Raw genomic sequence first — 17,029 nt, forward strand, 5'->3', positions numbered from 1 at the left:
CGGAGTAAACGAAATGCAGCGGCGTTATATCACTGTGGATGTTTTTACCGACCGCGCCTTCGGCGGCAACCCACTTGCCGTCGTGCTCGACGCCGGCGGGATGTCGACCGAACAGATGCAGGCGATCGCTACCGAGTTCAATTATTCGGAGACGACCTTCGTGCTGCCGCCGGCCGACAGCGCGAACGATGCGCAGGTGCGTATCTTCACGGTGAACCGGGAGCTGCCGTTTGCGGGCCACCCAAATGTCGGCACAGCGTTCGTGCTGGCGACGCTGGCGGCGAAGCCGCCGGCGCGGCTGCTGTTCGAGGAGGGAGCAGGCCTCGTGCCGGTCGAGATCGTGACCGAGCAGGGCAGGGTGGTCAGCACCGAATTCACCGCACCGCAGCCGCTGAAGCGGATGTCGCATCTCGATGTCGAACAGGCGGCGGCCTGCCTCTCGCTGTCGGCTGGCGACGTCAAGACCGATCGGCATCCGCCACAGATCATCTCGGTCGGGCTGTCGTTTCTGGCCGTCGAGGTCGCCTCCCGCGAGGCGCTGCGGCGGGCCAGGCCGGATGCCGCGGCGTTCGCAAAAACCTTCCCGTGCGACGGCAGCGACGCCGTCTACTTCTACACGCGCGATGTGCCGGCAAGCGAAAGGCCGTGCGAGCTGCAGGCGCGGATGTTCCATCCCGGCGCCAGCGGACTGTCCGAAGATCCTGCGACCGGAAGCGCGACGGCGGCCTGCGCGGCGCTGCTGGCCGATCTCGACGACATCAAGGACGGCGAACTGAGATTGAAGATCGGGCAGGGCGTCGACATGGGCCGGCCGAGCCTCTTGCTGACGCGCGTTCGCAAGCAGAATGGCGCGGTCGCTTCGATCCATGTCGGCGGCAGTTGCGTGCAGATCATGGAGGGAACGTTCCGGCTTGATGGGAAGGGGTAGTCGATTCGTAGCCCGGATGGAGCGCAGCGTAATCCGGGGCAGCTCGATCCGCCTGCGGTACCGTTCCCGGATTGCGCTGCGCTCCATCCGGGCTACGGCTCTACACCTGCGGCGCGACCAGATTCTCCACCTTCACGCCGTCGCGCTCTTCGATGAGCTCCGCGATCCATTGCCGGTGGCAATGGGTGTGGTCGCGCTCATAACAGAGAATGCACACCGGACCGGACTTGTTCACCAGCGCCGACAGCTCGTCGAGCTGCTCCTTGGCCTGCGCCGTCTTCAGATGCGCCGAATAGATCTTGTGCAGCAGACTGAACTTGCCGCTGCGCGCCGCCTCGCGACCGCTCTTTGGCGTTCCGAGGCCCTTGAGGTGCAGATAGGAAATACCGCGTTCGTCGAGGCCGGCTGCGAGCTGATTCTTGGAGAACCCCGGCCGCCGCGACGACGCCACCGCGCGCACGTCCACGAGCAGCTTGACGCCGGCCGCTTCCAATTCGTCGAGCACCGCCTTCGGCGGCGTCTGCTCATAACCGATGGTGAAGAGGCGCTTTGCCCTGCGTGCCATATCGATCCAGACATTATGTCGCTGGCGCAAGGCTACGGTAATGGTCGACGGATTGCCACATCCGCGTTGCCGTCGGGGGCGGGGTGTCCCATAGTTGCGGAAAGAGCCAGATGATGGCCGTTCGTTCCGGGGGAACACGATGAACCGAATTTGTCGCTCGCTGACATGGATGGTCGCATTCCTCGTGCTGGGCGTCGCGGCGGCGCACGCACAGGCCGGCTATCCCGACCGTCCGGTGAAAATCATCGTCCCGATCGGGCCCGGCGGTAGTTACGATCTGGTCGGGCGGCAGCTTGCAGATGCGCTGTCGAAGCGGATGGGGCAGGGCTTCGTCGTCGAGAACAAGCCGGGCGCCGGCACCGTGGTCGGTACGCAGGCGGCAAGCCAGAGCGAGCCGGATGGCTACACGCTGGTGGTCGGCGGGCTCTCCAACATGGCGTTCAATTCGGCGCTGTATTCGAAGCTCGGCTACGATCCGCGCAAGGATTTCGTGCCGGTCGCGCTGATCTACAAGTTCGGTTACGTGATGGTCGGCCGCAAGGATCTGCCGCATGGCGGGCTTGCGGACATTGTCGCCGCCGCCAAGGCCAACCCGGGCTCGATTTCGGTCGCGACCGCCGGCGTCGGCACCGGCCAGCATCTGGTGGCCGCTGCCTTCATGAAGGCGGCCGGCGTAAAATTTCAGGAGATACCCTACAAGGGATCGCCGCCGGCCTTCACCGATCTGCTCGCCGGCCGCATCGACCTGTTTTTCGATTCGATCGCCGCGGGCCTGCCTTACGTGCAGTCCGGACAGGCGAGGGGCATTGCGGTGCTGTCGTCGAAACGCAGCGCGCTGGCGCCCGACGTCCCGACAATGTCGGAAGCCGGTGTATCCGGCCTCGATGTCGATTCCTGGCTCGGAATATTCGCGCTTGCAAAAACCCCGCCGGACGTCATCGCAAGACTGCGCCGCGATATCCGCGCCTCGCTGCCCGAACTGAAGGAGCGTTTTGAGAAGAGCGGCGGGGAGGTGTGGGATCTGCCGGACGACAAGCTCGACGCCTTCGTCGCCTCTGAATACGAGAGCTGGACCAAACTGATCCGCGAGGCCGGCATCAAGCTGGACTGAAGACTCTTGTTTGACGCGTTTTCTTTACGCGAACCGGTTCCCACTTCGCTCGAAAACGCTATGGCTACTTCACACGCTCGATCAATTCCATCGCGCCGGCCGGTGCGCGCACCTTGCCCTCGTGGATGACGTAAGCGAACACGTCGCGCGGCGCCTTCGCGGGCGTGGCCTTGTCGACACGCGGCAGATCGTCGGGCTCGCCGCCATCGGCCCAGGCCTGAAAGCGCTTGGCCCAGGCGTCGAGCTGCTTCGGCGGATAGCAGGTCTTCAACTCGTCATTGCCCTTCTGCAGCCGCGCATAGACAAAATCACCGACTACGTCGGCGATCGCCGGATATTTGCCGTGCTCGGCGAACACGACGGGTATCTCGAACTTGCGCAGCAATGCGATGAAGTCAGGCACGCGGAAACTGTCATGCCGCACCTCGACCACGTGCCGTAGCGCGCGCCCTTCGAGTTTGCGCGGCAACAACTCGAGAAACTTGCCGAAATCGGCCTCGTCGAATTTTTTGGTCGGCGCGAACTGCCAGAGCACCGGACCAAGTCGGTCGCCGAGTTCTGCCACGCCGGAATCGTAGAATCGTTTTACGGAATCGCCGGCTTCCGCCAGCACACGACGGTTGGTAGCGAAGCGCGGTCCCTTCAACGAGAACACGAACCCGTCGGGCACCTCGCGTGCCCATTTGCGAAAACTCTCCGGCTTCTGCGAGCCGTAATAGGTGCCGTTGATCTCGATCGAGGTCAGTTTCGAGGCGGCGTAGGACAGCTCTTTCGCCTGCGCGAGCTTTTCGGGATAAAACACGCCGCGCCACGGCTCGAAGGTCCAGCCGCCGATGCCGATATAGATGTTACCGCTGTTTTTCGCGGTCGATTTCGAAGGCTTGCTCACGGGAGGACTCGTTTGGAAGCAGGGAGGAGGCCTGGTTGATATTAACCAAATAGGCCCTGATTGGCCAGTTTGTCGCAGCACGCGATGAATTTATGGAAACGCAGATAGTGGCGAAGTGCAACAGCCCGAGATATGGACACGGAAGTTCCTTCGACGGACAATGAACATGGCACTTGGCGCGCCAATTGCAATGCTTGCGGCATCGCAGGCCGCTGCCGGCTGGGGATCTGGCAGCCGGGCCTGATGCTCTCCATCTGTATCGACGCAGGTTAGGATTTAGGTTTGGCTTCGAACGGATCCATGGTCGGCAAGCATCATCCACCGCAACCGGCGCAGGCTCCGGGCAAGACCGGCGCGCCTGCGCAGTTCGGCGCGCTGCTGATGACCGATGGCGGAACGCAGCGCAACGGGCCGCCGTATTTGTTCAGCGGACTGACGGAAACTGAAATCGCGCACGTGCTGGGCTCCGGAAAGCGCCGGGTGCTCTATCGCGGCGCGCAACTCTTCAGTCAGGGCAGTCCGCAAGACGGCATCTTCCTGATCGAGAGCGGGCGCATCAAGGTGTTCTATACCGCGCCCTCGGGCCGCGAGATCACGCTGGCCTACTGGCACTCTGGCAATTTCGTCGGCGGCCCGGAAGTCTTCAAGCAGGGTCTGCACATCTGGTCGGGGGTTGCCGCCGTCAACAGCACGGTGCTGCATTTGCCGGGCGATGTTTTGCGGCGGATGGTGATGACGATTCCGGCGCTCGCCATCGGAATCATCGAGGGCCTCTCCTTCAAGGGCCAATGCTATTCCGCGCTGGCCCAGATGCTCGGCACCCGCTCGCCGACTGAACGGCTGGCGCAACTGCTGCTGCATCTGATGAATCTTTACGGCGTGGAAGAGCGCGATGGGGTGTTGATCGCTGCGTCATTCACCCACGCCGACCTTGCGCATATGACGGGTGTGACGCGCCAGTCCGTCACCATCAGCCTCAAGCGGTTCACCGAGCTTGGCATCCTCGCCGCGCATGGCTCCAACCTCGTCATCAAGAACGCCGACATGCTGAGCGAAATTCGCGACGGCAAGCTCGCCAAGACCGCCGCCTCGGACGAGGTTTGACGGCTGGCGGAAAGGCCGCAAATCCGCTTCAAGCCGCCGCTAACAACTCCCGCTATCAGGCGATTCCGCACCCTCCGGGGAGGCCCCCGCGCCGAGCGGCGTGGCTAATTTCTAGCCACCGCGCCCATCTGCTAGCCAAGAAGGACGACTCTTCTGTCCACTAATTGAGCATCCGGATATTTCTTCGCAATACGTTGCTGCTTCGAGGCGTTCGTCGTTTCGGATTCAAAGGCCGCCGTTCAGAGTTCGCTTACCGGACGTTTCAGCGTCCGCGATCGAAGCAAGCGAGTTCACGGCAAATGACGTCAACTTCCTTCTTTATCCACGCCGTTCGCGATCCGGGCCGCCGCGAACCGAACCCGCTGCAGGTCGTCAGCACGGGGCCCGTGGCATATCGCTTGCACCATCAACCCCGTCAAGCCAGTCAGCCTGCTCACCGTCGAGCACCCAGCCACTCCTCCGTGGCCGGGGCGCTTCGCGTGGGCATTGCACAAAATCCAGCACAGTTCAGTTCGAAGAGGATTTGTCTAATGACCGCCGGCCCTGCGTCCAAACTCTCTGGCTTCCTTCCCTTGCTCGTCGCAGCAACCGTGGGGTTGGCGTCGGCAACCGCTAGCGCGGAAACCCTCGAGATCGGCATCGGAACGCAGAACACCACCACCAATACGGTGACCGGCGGTGTCGTTCTGAAGGAGCTTGGCCTGCTGGAGAAACACTTGCCGAAGACCGGCAAGTACAAGGACATTCAATACAAGCTGAGCTGGCAGAACGCGACGTCGGGCCCGCCGATCACCAACGGCATGATGGCCAACAACATCCAAATCGGCATGATGGGCGACTATCCGCTGATGGTGAACGGCGCTACGGGGCAGGCCACCAAGAACGAAACCCAGCTCGTCGCCATCATCGCCTACAACGCGGTCGGCGGCGGCAACGGCATCGTCGTCCACAAGGACTCGCCGTTCTACGAACTCGCCGACCTCAAGGGCAAGAACGTGTCGGTGCCGTTCGGCTCCGCCGCTCACGGCATGATGCTGACGTCGCTGCAGAAGAAGGGACTGCCGCCGGATTTCTGGAATCTGGTATCGCAGTCGCCGGAAGTTGGCAGCACCAATCTGCAGGAAAAACGCATCGACGCGCATGGCGATTTCGTACCGTTCGCAGAATTGCTGCCGTTCAAGGGGTTCGCCCGCAAGATCTATGACGGTGCCGAGACCAAGACCCCGACGTTCCATGGCGTCGTCGTGCGCAGGGATTTCGGCGAGAAGTATCCGGAGATCGTGGTGGCCTACATCAATGCGTTGATGGAGGCCAACGACTGGATGCGTAAGAACCCCAAGCTCGCCGCCGAGAAGATCGAGGAGTGGACCAAGATCAACAAGGAAGTGATCTACATCTTCCTCGGCCCCGGTGGAGTTCACACGCTCGATGCGACCATCAAGCCGCAGTGGGTCGAGTCGGTCGGAAACAACTACGCCATCCTGCAGAAGTTGAACATGATCAAGGAGCTCAACATCGGTGCCTGGGTCAACGACAAGTATGTCCGGCAGGCCTTCAAGGAGCAGGGGCTCGATTACGACAAGCAGCTTGCCTCGTTCGACACCTACAACGTGACGGGCACCGATCCGATCTGCAACGCGCCGGTCAATGATCCCAAGAAGACCGGCGAGATCTGGATCCAGGGCGGCGACATCGTGCCGTTCAGTTCGCCGGTCTGCACGCTGCTGGGCGTGAAGAAATACGGCGCCGAAGGCAAGAAGTTCAATGCGGTCTACCTGGTCGATCACCAGCTCGGAATCAAGGTGTTCGCGGACGCCGCATTCTATTCGGTCGGCGGCAACGATCCGAAGAAGCCGGACGTGGTGCCGTTCCTGCTCAAGAAGGACGCGGAAGCATATGCAGCCAAGAACGGCGGCAAGCTGGCGATCTACGCCGAAGTGCTCAACGCGATCAATGTCGGACAATAGGTGGACTGATGGGCAGCATGGCAAGTGCGAAGATCGTAGCGCTCCCGATGGTCGAAAAGCATTCCGATCCTGAGCCGGCGGTGGCAGTCGTGATGCCTGCCGCAGTGGAAGTTTCTGCTGCGGAGACAGCGGCCAGCGCTGGTGCGCCGATTGCCACTTCGGAATTGCCGGTGCCGGATCCGGAAGTCGCCCCGACGGTTTCGCTAACCGAGGTGTTGCGGAGCCTGCTCGCCAAGATCACCCGTGAACGCATCATCACCGCCGCACTTGCCTGCATCTCGATCGGAGCGCTGTTCCTGTTCTGGTATGTCGGAACCAAGTACCGGCTCGAGTTCTACATTCGCTTCAAGAACGTTCCGACGCCCTACGAAGTGTACCAGCAGCTCACGCAGGTCGGGCTGTCCAACAAGTACCTCATCAACATCGCCATTAGCGTCCGGCGCATCCTGCTCGGCTTCTTCATCGCTATGGCGATCGGCGTGCCGCTGGGGCTCGCGATCGGAAAATATCAACGCGTCCGCGATCTGTTCATGCCCGTCGTCGAAATCCTGCGCCCGATCCCGGCGATCGCCTGGGTGCCGATGTCGATCATGCTGTGGCCGAACAATGAGGCCAGCATCGTCTTCATCACCTTCATCGGCGCGTTCTTCCCGATCCTGCTCAACACCATCCACGGCGTGCATTCGCTCGATGGCGTGCTGGTACGGGCGGCGCGCTGCCTGGGCGCAAGCGAGTTTCGGCTGCTCCTGAACGTGATCCTGCCGGGCTCGCTGCCGCACATCTTCACCGGCCTGGCCGTCGGCATGGGCGTGGCGTGGGTATCGCTGATCGCCGCCGAGATGATCTCCGGTCAGTTCGGCGTCGGCTACTTCACCTGGGAAGCCTACTCGCTGGTGGACTATCCCGCGATCGTGCTCGGCATGATCACGATCGGTTTCCTTGGATTGGCCTGCAGCGGCATCATCCGGGTGGTTGGCAGCCTCCTGATGCCGTGGCTGGCATTCGCACCGGGAGGCAAGCGATGACGATGACAATGGCTGAAACCCAGAAGGGCTTCATCGACGTTCGCGACATGGGTGTCACGTTCGGCGCCAACGACAACAAGGTCGTCGCGGTCGAGAGCGTGTCGCTCAACGTGCAGCCGGGCGAATTCGTCTCGCTGATCGGGCCGTCGGGCTGTGGCAAGTCGACGTTACTCAGCATCGTGGCGGGTTTCGTCAAGCCGACAAGCGGCGAGGCGAAGCTCGACGGCAAGGCAATTACAAAACCCGGCTCGGACCGCGGCGTCGTGTTCCAGCAATACTCGCTGTTTCCGTGGCTGTCGGTTCGCAAGAACGTGGAGTTCGGCCTGAAGATGGCCGGCGTCGAGCAAAGCAAGCGCAACACCACGGCGCGGGCGCTGCTCGATCTCGCCGGGCTGCTGTCGTTCGAGAACCATTATCCGGACCAGCTCTCCGGCGGCATGAAGCAGCGCATCGGCATCGTCCGCGCGCTGGCGACCAGTCCGCAGGTCCTGCTGATGGATGAGCCGTTCGGCGCGCTCGACACGCAAACGCGCGTCGTGATGCAGGAAATCCTGACCAACATCTGGCAGCAGTTCAAGATCTCGGTGCTGTTCATCACCCACGATATCGAGGAATCGATTTTCCTCTCCGACCGCATCTACGTCATGACGGCGCGGCCGGGTCGCATCAAGGCGGAAATCAAGGTGCCGCTGCCGCGTCCGCGCCGGGCCGAGATGACCGACACGCCGGAATTCATGAACCTGGTGCAGGAGCTCAAGGGCCTGATCCGGGAAGAGTCGCTCGCGGCAATGGCGCCGGAAATCAGGGATCGAGGCCTTTCAGGCTTTGGAATGAAAGTGGGACCGAAAGGAGTAGGCGAAATCTTCTAACAGTATTTTGAACGTCGCGGCCGAACAGGCGCGAAACATCAATCAACGACATCAACCAAGGAGAGACGCACGGAAACGCGCGCGTCAACGACGACCTGCGCCTGCGTCACAGATCGGAGAATTCAATGGCAAACAAACCAAACATACTATTTTTCCACGTCGACAATCTCGGCATGGGCGAACTCGGCTGTTACGGCGGCGGCATTCTGCGCGGCGCCGATACCAAGCGCATGGACAATTTCGCCAAGCAAGGCGTCAAGCTGACGCACTATGTCGTCGAGCCGCAGTGCACGCCGACCCGCTCGGCGCTGATGACCGGCCGCTTCCCGATCCGCTCGGGCAACCACACCATCGCGCTTGGCGGCAATGGCGGCGGCATCGTCAAGTGGGAGCGCACCATCGGCTCGATCCTGTCGGAAGCCGGTTATGCCACCTCGATCTACGGCAAGTGGCACATCGGTGCCGAGGACGGTCGCTTCCCGACCGATCACGGTTTTGACGAATGGTATGGCCCCTTGCGCACCTACGACGAATGCATGTGGCTGACCGACCCGCACTACGTGGCGGAGCGCGACGGCTTCTCGCACATGCATGAGGGCGTCAAGGGCAAGGGTGCATGGCCGCTCAAGGACGAGCAGCTCACCATGGAGACCAAGAAGACCTGCGACCTCGAGTACCAGAAGCGCGCGCTCAAGTTCATGGAAAGGTCCGTCAAGGCGGACAAGCCGTTCTATTGCTACTTCAACCACTCGCTGATGCACTTCCCGATGAGCCCGCGCGACGAATTCGTCGGCAAGAGCACCAACGGCGATTGGGGCGACTGCCTCTTGATGCTGGATCACGATTTCGGCGTGCTGCTCGACAAGCTGGATGAACTCGGCGTTGCCGACAACACCATCGTCGTGATGTGCGGCGACAACGGCGCCGAGGATCATCTCGCCGGCCGTGGCACCGGCGGCTTCTTCGACGGTTCCTACTTCAGCTCGGCGGAGGGCGGCATCCGTACCCCACTGTTGATCCGCTGGCCGAACCGGATTCCGGCAGGCGTCGAAAGCAACGAGATGGTTCATGTCACCGACATGTTCACCACGCTGCTGTCGATGACCGGCTGCAAGGCGCCCGCCGACCGGCTGATCGATGGCGTAGACCAGAGCCCGTTCTTCCTCGGCAAGCAGCCGACCTCGAACCGCGAGTCCTGTATCGTCTGGCTCAAGGACGAGCTGCACGCCGTGAAGTGGAAGGACTTCAAGATCAACTTCAAGCGGCAGCAGCATTTCCACGATCCGGAACTGCCGCTCGGCTTTGCCCGCATCACGCATCTGCAGGAAGATCCGAAGGAGCGTGAAGCCGTCAACCAGCGCTATGTCCGCTGGTGGGTGATGCAGCACGCGCAACGCATCATCAGGGATTTCGAGGAGAGCGCCAAGAAGGAGGAACTGATTCCACCCGGCGCGCCGCTCGACTTCGTACCCAAGCAGCACGCAAAGGCATAAGCAGCGATGACCGCACCGACGAGAGCGGAAACGATCGCGCATGGTGCAGCCGGCAATCGCCGGGGAGAGGGCTGCTGCGCTCTCTCCGGCAAGGCCGCGGCAGGCAATGCGCCTGGCGCGGTCGAGCTTGAATCCATGAACTGGATTCCGGGCGGTGCCTTCCTGATGGGCTCCAACAGTTTCTATCGGGAAGAGCGCCCGGTCCGTCCGGCCTTCGTCGAGGGCTTCTGGATGGACATCTACCCCGTCAGCAACGGCGAATTCCGGAAGTTCGTCGATGCGACCGGATACATCACCTATTCCGAACGTCCGCCGAACCCGGCGATGTATCCCGATGCCGATCCCGCGCTGCTGGTGCCGGGTTCGCTGGTGTTCGTCAAACCGGACCGCCCGGTCAGCCTGCGCAACAACCTCGCCTGGTGGGAATACCGTCCCGGCGCGGACTGGCGGCATCCGGAAGGGCCTGACGGCTCGATCGTCGGCCGCGACGATCATCCCGTCGTACACGTCGCCTATGAGGACGCGCTCGCCTATGCGGCCTGGTGCGGCAAGGAGTTGCCGACCGAAGCGGAGTGGGAGTTTGCCGCTCGCGGCGGTCTCGAAGGCAAGGCCTATTCGTGGGGCGATGCCGCCAATCCCGAGGGACGGTTTCTGGCCAACACCTGGCAGGGCCAGTTCCCGCACGAAAATCTCAACGAGGATGGATACGAGGGCACCTCGCCGGTCGACGCCTTTCCAGCCAATGGCTATGGCCTGTTCGACATGGTCGGCAATGTCTGGGAATGGACGTCGAGCCCTTATGACGCGGCGCCTGTTCAGCCGCCGCAATCCTGCTGCCATCCGAATGCGGGCGATGACCGATCGACGCGCCGCGTCGTGAAGGGCGGCTCGCATCTCTGCGCGCCCAACTACTGTCTTCGGTATCGGCCGTCGGCCCGTCAGGGCGAAACGGTCGATTCCTCCACCTGTCACATCGGCTTCCGCTGTGTCGTGCGCAAACCGCCGGGCAACTGACGAGAGCCAGCCGCCGACGCGAAAGAGCAGTCAACATCTTCCGGATTTATCCCATGCAAACGTCCAGCCCCGCCGTCGCACAATCAGAATTCGAAGACTCGCCGTCGCCCCTTGCGGTGCTTCGCGCGCCGAACCTCTTCATTCGGGAATCGCTGGCCGGAATCATCACGGCGCTGGCGCTGATCCCCGAGGTCATTTCATTCTCGTTCGTATCCGGCGTCGATCCCAAGGTGGCGCTGGTATCCTCGATTGTGCTCTGTCTCGTGATGTCCGTTCTCGGCGGCAGGCCCGCCATGGTCACCGCAGCGGCCGGTTCGATCGCGCTGGTAATCGGGCCGATGGTGAAGGCGCATGGGGTCGGTTACATTCTGCCGACGATCATTTTCGCCGGTATCATCCAGATCGGGTTCGGCCTTGCCGGACTGGCGCGGCTGACGCGCTTCATCCCGCGCTCGGTGATGATTGGATTCGTCAACGCGCTCGGAATCCTGATCTTCGCCGCGCAGGTGCCTCACATTTTCAACGTTCCGTGGCCGGTCTATCCGCTGTTCGCATTGACGATCGCGGTCGTCCTCGTCATGCCGCGGATTACGACCGCCGTGCCGGCGCCGCTGGTCGCCATCATCGTGGTGACCTCGATCGTGATCTTGGGGCATCTCACGGTTCCCAATGTCGGCGGCGAGGGCACGATGGCGCCGGGGCTGCCAGGCATCTCTGCTTTTGCCGTTCCGCTTGATCTCAACACGCTGCGCATCATCTGGCCGACCGCCATCAGCGTCGCCTTTGTCGGCCTGCTCGAGACGCTGCTGACGGCCAAGCTGGTCGACGATCTGACCGACACGCGGTCGCACAAGGGAAAGGAATCCTGGGCGCTCGGCATCGCCAACATCGCCGCCGGATTCTACGGCGGCATCGGCGGCTGCGCGATGATTGCGCAAACCGTCGTCAACGTGAAGATCGGGCAGGGCCGCACCCGCATTTCGACGGCAGTGGCCGCGATCGTGCTGCTGGTGCTGGTGACCGCACTCAGCGACCTGATGGCGCAGATACCGATGGTGGCGCTGGCCGCCGTCATGATGATCGCGGCACTCAAGACGATCGATTGGCACAGCGTCAGGCTGACGACGTTCAAGCGGATGCCGATCCCGGAAACGCTGGTCATGGTGACGACCGTTGCGGTAACGGTCGTTACCGGCAATCTCGCGATCGGTATCGCCGTCGGCGTGGTGCTGGCGATGATCCTGTTCGCGCGGCGGGTCGCGCATGTCATTCGCACCGAGCGCACCGTGAGCCAGGACGGCCAATCGGTCCGCTACAGCGTCCACGGGCCGCTGTTCTTCGGTTCAAGCAACGATCTCGTCGAGCGCTTCTCCTACGGCGACGATCCCAAGCGTGTTCTGATCGACCTCACCCATTCCCAGATCTGGGATGCATCGAGCGTCGCGGCGCTGGACTCGATCGAGACGAAGTACCGCGACCACGGCGCCACCGTCACCTTCACCGGGCTCGACCAGCGCAGCAGCTCGTTTCATGAGCGGCTGACCGGCCAGCTCGGCGCGTGAATTGTTCGGAAAGACGAAAGGACCGATCGATGGCCATCTTTCATTGGATATCGACCTTCACCGGCAGGATCATGCGGGTCTGGGCCGGCCGCTACCGGCCAGAACGGCACTACATGCGCGGGGCCGGACCGGCGTCGAAACGAAGTCAGGGGCAGGGTGCCGGCTCATAGGCGTAATTCCGCCGACAAAAAAGGCTCCGGAAAACCGGAGCCTCTCGATTCCATCAACTTGCGTCAAACCGGTCTCGCATGAATCTCAAGGCTTGCCGTGCGTCGTGGGCGCCTTGCCCGTCAGTCCCTTGAACGGGTCGAGGGTTTGCTTGGCAAGGCGGTTGTGGAGTTCGCATATCTTCTGCGACTCCGCGACCGAAGTTTCATAGGCCCGCTTCACGAATTCGCTCTGAACCGTCATCGCCTTGTCGAGCGAGCGAACGCCGCTGAGCTGCTCGACAAACGATCCGAACTCCTCGATCGATTTCCTTGTGTAGTCGCGATAGGCATTCGCGATGGTCTGCAGGCTCACCGGCGCAGGCTCGGCTGGTGACGGCGCGGCTGACACAGGCTCGGTTGACGGAGGCTCGGTTGAGACGGGCTCGGCAGGCGACGGCGCAGCCGAGACGGGTTCGGCGGGAGGGGGCTCGGAAGGCAAGGGCGCGGCCGGCTGCGGCTCGGGCGACGCGACGACGGCAACGACAGGCTCCTCGACGGCGGGCTGCTGATCGACCTTCGGGCTCTCCACGTGGTCGGGCTGCGGCTGCTGCAGTTCCTGATCCGGACTCTGCAGTTGAGCCGGCGCCGGGCTCTCCGGCAAACTCTCTTGGGCAACCGCCTTTTGAGAAACTGCCTTTTGGGAAACAGCTTTTTTACGCTGCTCGCCCTTGCCCTTGCGCCGTCCGGATTTCCCGGCCGGTTTGGTATCATCTGTCGTCGACATTTTTTTCCCCTATTCCCTGTCAACCCAAAGGTCGAGACTCTGCCTTGTTTACGATGGAATCGCGGTTCTTGCTTGTCCGTTGCGCGGCGCTCGCGTGGTGAGATTTTGAAGGTCGTGTCAGCGTCCGGTTTTGTCGGTGCCTGACGCCGGGACTATTCCTCCGCGCGCTTTTTCCGTGATATCAGTTCCCCGGTCAGGCTAGGGGGTAGTCGAGTATGAATTCGCAGTCAGTTGCCGGTCTTTTGGGAGCCATCATCGCGTCGATCGTGATGGTGGTTGCAATCGCCTACGGACCGATCGGCCAGTTCGGAAAGCCCGCCAGGCCGGCGAGCCTCCAGCAACCTGCGCCGGCGCTTCAGCAGGTTCCGGCGGCGCCAGCCCCGCGCGGGCCGGTGATTCGCGAGGTTCCGAATTAGGCACGGGATCGCCCCTTGCGGAAGGCCCCGGGCGTTCCTATTTTAGGCACAACGGCGACGTTGACGCTTCAAAGCTCCGGCGCTGGGACGACCATGAATAGTTTGGCTGCGCCGGATGTACGCGCGCCCTCTGTTCGTGGTCGTTGGCATTTTCAGGGCATTTTCGCGCGAAGCCGGCCCTGCACCCGATCCGGCGGCGGCCACTGATTCGCTCACGCCGGGGCATACGCCGGGTGGATTTCGTCCCCCGTTTTCACCGTCCAGTCACCTCGTTCCTGAAGCTCGCCTTGGCATGTCAGCCGGCTGCGGATATACGCTGGCGCTCATGAATGACGCCATCAAACCGAGCCCCGAAACCCTGTCGCAGGCCGGTTTGCCTGAGCTTTCGGTCGTTGTGCCGACCTTCAACGAGCGCGACAACGTCACCGTGCTGTACCGGCGGCTCGAGGCCACGCTGACCGGCATTTCCTGGGAAGTGGTTTTTGTCGATGACAATTCCCCTGACGGGACCTGGGAAGTGGTGCGGGGGCTGGCGCGGAAGGATTCCCGTGTCCGCTGCATCCGCCGGATCGGGCGGCGCGGCCTTTCGGGTGCATGCATCGAGGGTATTTTGGCCTCGAACAGCCTCTATGCGGCTGTCATCGACGCCGATCTGCAGCACGACGAGACGCAACTGCCGAAGATGGTCGCGCTGCTGCGGAGCGGCGAGGCGGAACTCGTGATCGGCAGCCGTTATATCGAGGGCGGCAGCGCCGACAGTTTCAACAAGCAGCGGGCCGGGGCCAGCCAGCTGGCAACCGAGGTCGCCAGGCGCGCCCTGAAGGTCGAGGTTGCCGATCCCATGAGCGGCTTCTTCATGATTCGCCGCGATCGCTTCGAGCAACTGGCACCGCAGCTCTCGACCCAGGGCTTCAAAATCCTGCTCGACGTCATTGCGACCGCGCAGGGCAAGCTGCGCACCATCGAAATTCCCTTCACGTTCGGTTCGCGCCAGCACGGCGAGAGCAAACTCGATTCCATGGTGGCGCTGGATTTCCTCGGCCTGGTGCTGGCGAAGCTGACGCACGACGTGGTGTCGCTGCGTTTCCTGCTGTTCGCGATGGTCGGGGGCACCGGCCTTGTCGTGCATCTCGCGGCGCTGTTCATCGCGCACGAAATCTTCCAGGAACCGTTTGCGGAGGCGCAGGCGGCCGGCGCGCTGATCGCGATGACCAGCAATTTCATTCTGAACAATTTCCTTACCTACCGCGACCAGCGGCTGAAGGGATTTGCCATCCTGCGGGGCCTGTTGCTGTTCTATCTCGTCTGCGGCGTCGGACTGCTCGCCAATGTCGGCGTCGCGTTCGCGGTCTTCGACCAGGAACCGATCTGGTGGCTCGCGGGGCTTGCCGGCGCGCTGATGGGCGTGGTCTGGAACTACGCGATGTCCGGACTGTTCGTCTGGCGCAAGCGATGACGGATAGCGATTCGAAGTGGATAGCCGGTTCGCGTGAAGAGTGATGGGATGACGCGCGCGGCTCATACTCCGCTGTCATCGCCCGGCTTGACCGGGCGACCCAGTACGCCGCGGCCTATCGAGTTGATCGCAGGTTTCCCGGCGTACTGGATCCCCGCTTTCGCGGGGATGACGAGTGGCGGGCGGGCTCCAAAATGAAGCCGAACGAGGCGCGGGTTGCCCTCAATACGGGTCTGGCGATCCTTGCTCTGGTTGGCTTGCGTCTGGTAGCCGCGGCGTTCACGCCGATCACCTTCGACGAAGCCTATTACTGGATGTGGTCGAACCATCTCGCCGGCGGCTATTACGATCATCCGCCGATGGTCGCCGTGGTGATCCGGCTCGGCACGCTGATCGCGGGCGATACTGAATTTGGCGTAAGGCTGGTTTCGATCCTGCTGGCGCTGCCGATGAGCTGGGCGATCTATCAGGCCGCCGCTATCCTGTTCGGCAGCCGGCGCGTGGCCGCCTCGTCGGCGATCCTTCTGAACATCACGCTGATGGCCGCGGTCGGCACCATGATCGTCACGCCGGACGCGCCGCTCCTGGTGGCTTCCAGCCTGCTGCTGTTTGCGCTCGCCAAGGTGCTGCAGACCGGCCGCGGCGTGTGGTGGCTGGCGGTCGGCGCCGCCGCCGGTTGCGCGCTGCTGTCGAAATACACCGCGCTGTTCTTCGGACCGGCGATCCTGATCTGGCTGGTCGCCGTTCCCAAGCTGCGGCACTGGCTGATCTTGCCCTGGCCTTATCTTGGCGGACTGGTCGCGCTGGTTGTGTTTGCGCCGGTCATTCTCTGGAACGCCGACCACCACTGGGTGTCCTTCATCAAGCAGATGGGGCGGGCGCGGATCGAGGATTTCCGCCCGGTCTTCATCGCCGAACTGATCCCGACGCAGATCGCGTTCGCGACGCCGCTGGTGTGGATGCTCGGTGCGATGGGGCTTTACGCGCTGTTCCGCCGACGCGCCGGCACGCTGCCGGCACGCGCGCTCGTCAATACGATGTTCTGGGTCATTGTTGTCTATTTCGTCTGGCATTCGCTGCATGCCCGCGTCGAGGCCAACTGGTTTGCGCCGGTCTACCCAGCGTTTGTGATCGCCGCCGCCGTCGCCGCGCATCTGGTCGAATGGGAGCCGCGCCGGCAGCGGCTGGCCGATTTCTGCCGGCGCTGGGCGGCGCCGGGCGGTGTCCTGATGTTCGTACTGCTGGTCGTGCAGGCCGACACCGGCGTGCTTTCGGGTTATCGCCGCGATGCCACCGTGCGCAGCATCGGCATCGGCTGGCGCGAAACGGCCGATGGGATTGAGGCGGCGAGGGCGCGCGTTGGCGCGACATGCGTGCTCGCGGGGGATTACGGCACCACCGCCTGGCTCGCCTTCTATCTGCCGAAGGGCACCTGTGTCGCGCAGCACGGCCAGCGCATCCGTTGGATCAACATGCCCGAACCTGATGCGGCACAGCTCGCCGGCAAATCGTTGTATGTGTTTGAGGCCTGGCTCGGCGATGCACCTCATCTGAAGGACAGGTTTGACCGTATCGAACGGGTCGGGGAGGTCCAGCGCAAGCGCGGCCCGCTGGTAATCGAGACCTATGCGCTCGATCTGCTCGAAGGGCCGAAGGGCGAGGTGCTGGACCGCACGCCGCCGCCGGAATTGCAGTAG

The 17,029-nt window shown here is 62.7% G+C and carries 16 protein-coding genes; 13 read left to right on the forward strand and 3 right to left on the reverse strand.

The genetic code is table 11. The features are described from left to right. Nucleotides 1–13: 13 nt before the first annotated feature. The gene (locus V1283_RS06325) at nt 14–928 is read left to right on the forward strand and encodes a PhzF family phenazine biosynthesis protein (RefSeq protein WP_334385579.1); all 915 of its coding nucleotides are present in this window, start codon (nt 14–16) and stop codon (nt 926–928) included. A gap of 100 nt (nt 929–1,028) precedes the next feature. Here V1283_RS06325 and V1283_RS06330 read toward each other — a convergent pair whose 3' ends face one another. Then, the gene (locus V1283_RS06330) at nt 1,029–1,493 is read right to left on the reverse strand and encodes a DUF488 domain-containing protein (protein WP_334385580.1); all 465 of its coding nucleotides are present in this window, start codon (nt 1,491–1,493) and stop codon (nt 1,029–1,031) included. 139 nt (nt 1,494–1,632) lie between these two features. Here V1283_RS06330 and V1283_RS06335 point away from each other — a divergent pair, with 139 nt between their 5' ends. Continuing rightward, nucleotides 1,633–2,604 carry a Bug family tripartite tricarboxylate transporter substrate binding protein gene (locus V1283_RS06335; RefSeq protein WP_334385581.1) on the forward strand — a complete coding sequence of 324 codons (972 nt, stop codon included), beginning with the start codon at nt 1,633–1,635 and terminating at the stop codon, nt 2,602–2,604. A 64-nt stretch (nt 2,605–2,668) separates the two neighbouring features. Here V1283_RS06335 and V1283_RS06340 read toward each other — a convergent pair whose 3' ends face one another. After that, complete coding sequence (locus V1283_RS06340) at nt 2,669–3,493, reverse strand: DUF72 domain-containing protein (RefSeq protein ID WP_334385582.1); 825 nt, start codon at nt 3,491–3,493, stop codon at nt 2,669–2,671. A gap of 381 nt (nt 3,494–3,874) precedes the next feature. On the opposite strand from V1283_RS06340, the gene V1283_RS06345 reads away from it, so the two are divergent. From V1283_RS06345 to V1283_RS06380, 8 genes are all read left to right on the forward strand, one after another. Then, complete coding sequence (locus V1283_RS06345; RefSeq protein WP_334392969.1) at nt 3,875–4,597, forward strand: Crp/Fnr family transcriptional regulator; 723 nt, start codon at nt 3,875–3,877, stop codon at nt 4,595–4,597. Between the two features lie 530 nt (nt 4,598–5,127). Then, complete coding sequence (locus tag V1283_RS06350) at nt 5,128–6,564, forward strand: ABC transporter substrate-binding protein (RefSeq protein ID WP_334385583.1); 1,437 nt, start codon at nt 5,128–5,130, stop codon at nt 6,562–6,564. A gap of 17 nt (nt 6,565–6,581) precedes the next feature. Further along, the gene (locus V1283_RS06355; RefSeq protein ID WP_334385584.1) at nt 6,582–7,589 is read left to right on the forward strand and encodes an ABC transporter permease; all 1,008 of its coding nucleotides are present in this window, start codon (nt 6,582–6,584) and stop codon (nt 7,587–7,589) included. Then, entirely contained in the window at nt 7,586–8,458 is an 873-nt protein-coding gene (locus V1283_RS06360) for an ABC transporter ATP-binding protein (protein ID WP_334385585.1), read from the forward strand. The genes V1283_RS06355 and V1283_RS06360 overlap by 4 nt, the downstream gene beginning before the upstream one ends. 125 nt (nt 8,459–8,583) lie before the next feature. Then, entirely contained in the window at nt 8,584–9,951 is a 1,368-nt protein-coding gene (locus V1283_RS06365) for an arylsulfatase (RefSeq protein WP_334385586.1), read from the forward strand. Nucleotides 9,952–10,086: 135 nt separating this feature from the next. After that, entirely contained in the window at nt 10,087–10,965 is an 879-nt protein-coding gene (locus V1283_RS06370) for a formylglycine-generating enzyme family protein (protein WP_334392970.1), read from the forward strand. 53 nt (nt 10,966–11,018) lie between these two features. Continuing rightward, the gene (locus V1283_RS06375) at nt 11,019–12,527 is read left to right on the forward strand and encodes a SulP family inorganic anion transporter (protein WP_334385587.1); all 1,509 of its coding nucleotides are present in this window, start codon (nt 11,019–11,021) and stop codon (nt 12,525–12,527) included. A gap of 29 nt (nt 12,528–12,556) precedes the next feature. After that, nucleotides 12,557–12,697: a hypothetical protein gene (locus V1283_RS06380; protein ID WP_334385588.1), complete on the forward strand. Its 141-nt coding sequence runs from the start codon at nt 12,557–12,559 to the stop codon at nt 12,695–12,697. An 85-nt stretch (nt 12,698–12,782) separates the two neighbouring features. On the opposite strand, the gene V1283_RS06385 is transcribed toward V1283_RS06380, so the two are convergent. After that, nucleotides 12,783–13,460, reverse strand: a complete 678-nt coding sequence (locus tag V1283_RS06385; protein ID WP_334385590.1) for a phasin family protein — start codon at nt 13,458–13,460, stop codon at nt 12,783–12,785. A gap of 215 nt (nt 13,461–13,675) precedes the next feature. Between V1283_RS06385 and V1283_RS06390 the strand changes: the two genes are divergently transcribed. From V1283_RS06390 to V1283_RS06400, 3 genes are all read left to right on the forward strand, one after another. Next, the gene (locus V1283_RS06390; protein ID WP_334385591.1) at nt 13,676–13,876 is read left to right on the forward strand and encodes a hypothetical protein; all 201 of its coding nucleotides are present in this window, start codon (nt 13,676–13,678) and stop codon (nt 13,874–13,876) included. Between the two features lie 325 nt (nt 13,877–14,201). After that, nucleotides 14,202–15,332, forward strand: coding sequence for a glycosyltransferase family 2 protein (locus tag V1283_RS06395; RefSeq protein WP_334385592.1), 1,131 nt, complete (start codon nt 14,202–14,204; stop codon nt 15,330–15,332). A gap of 194 nt (nt 15,333–15,526) precedes the next feature. Continuing rightward, nucleotides 15,527–17,029, forward strand: coding sequence for a glycosyltransferase family 39 protein (locus V1283_RS06400; RefSeq protein WP_334385593.1), 1,503 nt, complete (start codon nt 15,527–15,529; stop codon nt 17,027–17,029).

Source organism: Bradyrhizobium sp. AZCC 2262 (assembly GCF_036924535.1).
Taxonomy (GTDB): Bacteria; Pseudomonadota; Alphaproteobacteria; order Rhizobiales; family Xanthobacteraceae; genus Bradyrhizobium.

What these genes read in the sequence shown, in the direction of transcription:
- V1283_RS06330 (WP_334385580.1), bottom strand. Translation starts at nt 1,493, where the DNA reads ATGGCACGCAGGGCAAAGCGCCTCTTCACCATCGGTTATGAGCAGACG.
- V1283_RS06375 (WP_334385587.1), top strand. Translation starts at nt 11,019, where the DNA reads ATGCAAACGTCCAGCCCCGCCGTCGCACAATCAGAATTCGAAGACTCG.
- V1283_RS06365 (WP_334385586.1), top strand. Translation starts at nt 8,584, where the DNA reads ATGGCAAACAAACCAAACATACTATTTTTCCACGTCGACAATCTCGGC.
- V1283_RS06345 (WP_334392969.1), top strand. Translation starts at nt 3,875, where the DNA reads ATGACCGATGGCGGAACGCAGCGCAACGGGCCGCCGTATTTGTTCAGC.
- V1283_RS06355 (WP_334385584.1), top strand. Translation starts at nt 6,582, where the DNA reads ATGGCAAGTGCGAAGATCGTAGCGCTCCCGATGGTCGAAAAGCATTCC.
- V1283_RS06350 (WP_334385583.1), top strand. Translation starts at nt 5,128, where the DNA reads ATGACCGCCGGCCCTGCGTCCAAACTCTCTGGCTTCCTTCCCTTGCTC.
- V1283_RS06380 (WP_334385588.1), top strand. Translation starts at nt 12,557, where the DNA reads ATGGCCATCTTTCATTGGATATCGACCTTCACCGGCAGGATCATGCGG.
- V1283_RS06360 (WP_334385585.1), top strand. Translation starts at nt 7,586, where the DNA reads ATGACGATGACAATGGCTGAAACCCAGAAGGGCTTCATCGACGTTCGC.
- V1283_RS06400 (WP_334385593.1), top strand. Translation starts at nt 15,527, where the DNA reads ATGAAGCCGAACGAGGCGCGGGTTGCCCTCAATACGGGTCTGGCGATC.
- V1283_RS06370 (WP_334392970.1), top strand. Translation starts at nt 10,087, where the DNA reads ATGAACTGGATTCCGGGCGGTGCCTTCCTGATGGGCTCCAACAGTTTC.
- V1283_RS06390 (WP_334385591.1), top strand. Translation starts at nt 13,676, where the DNA reads ATGAATTCGCAGTCAGTTGCCGGTCTTTTGGGAGCCATCATCGCGTCG.
- V1283_RS06395 (WP_334385592.1), top strand. Translation starts at nt 14,202, where the DNA reads ATGAATGACGCCATCAAACCGAGCCCCGAAACCCTGTCGCAGGCCGGT.
- V1283_RS06335 (WP_334385581.1), top strand. Translation starts at nt 1,633, where the DNA reads ATGAACCGAATTTGTCGCTCGCTGACATGGATGGTCGCATTCCTCGTG.
- V1283_RS06385 (WP_334385590.1), bottom strand. Translation starts at nt 13,460, where the DNA reads ATGTCGACGACAGATGATACCAAACCGGCCGGGAAATCCGGACGGCGC.
- V1283_RS06325 (WP_334385579.1), top strand. Translation starts at nt 14, where the DNA reads ATGCAGCGGCGTTATATCACTGTGGATGTTTTTACCGACCGCGCCTTC.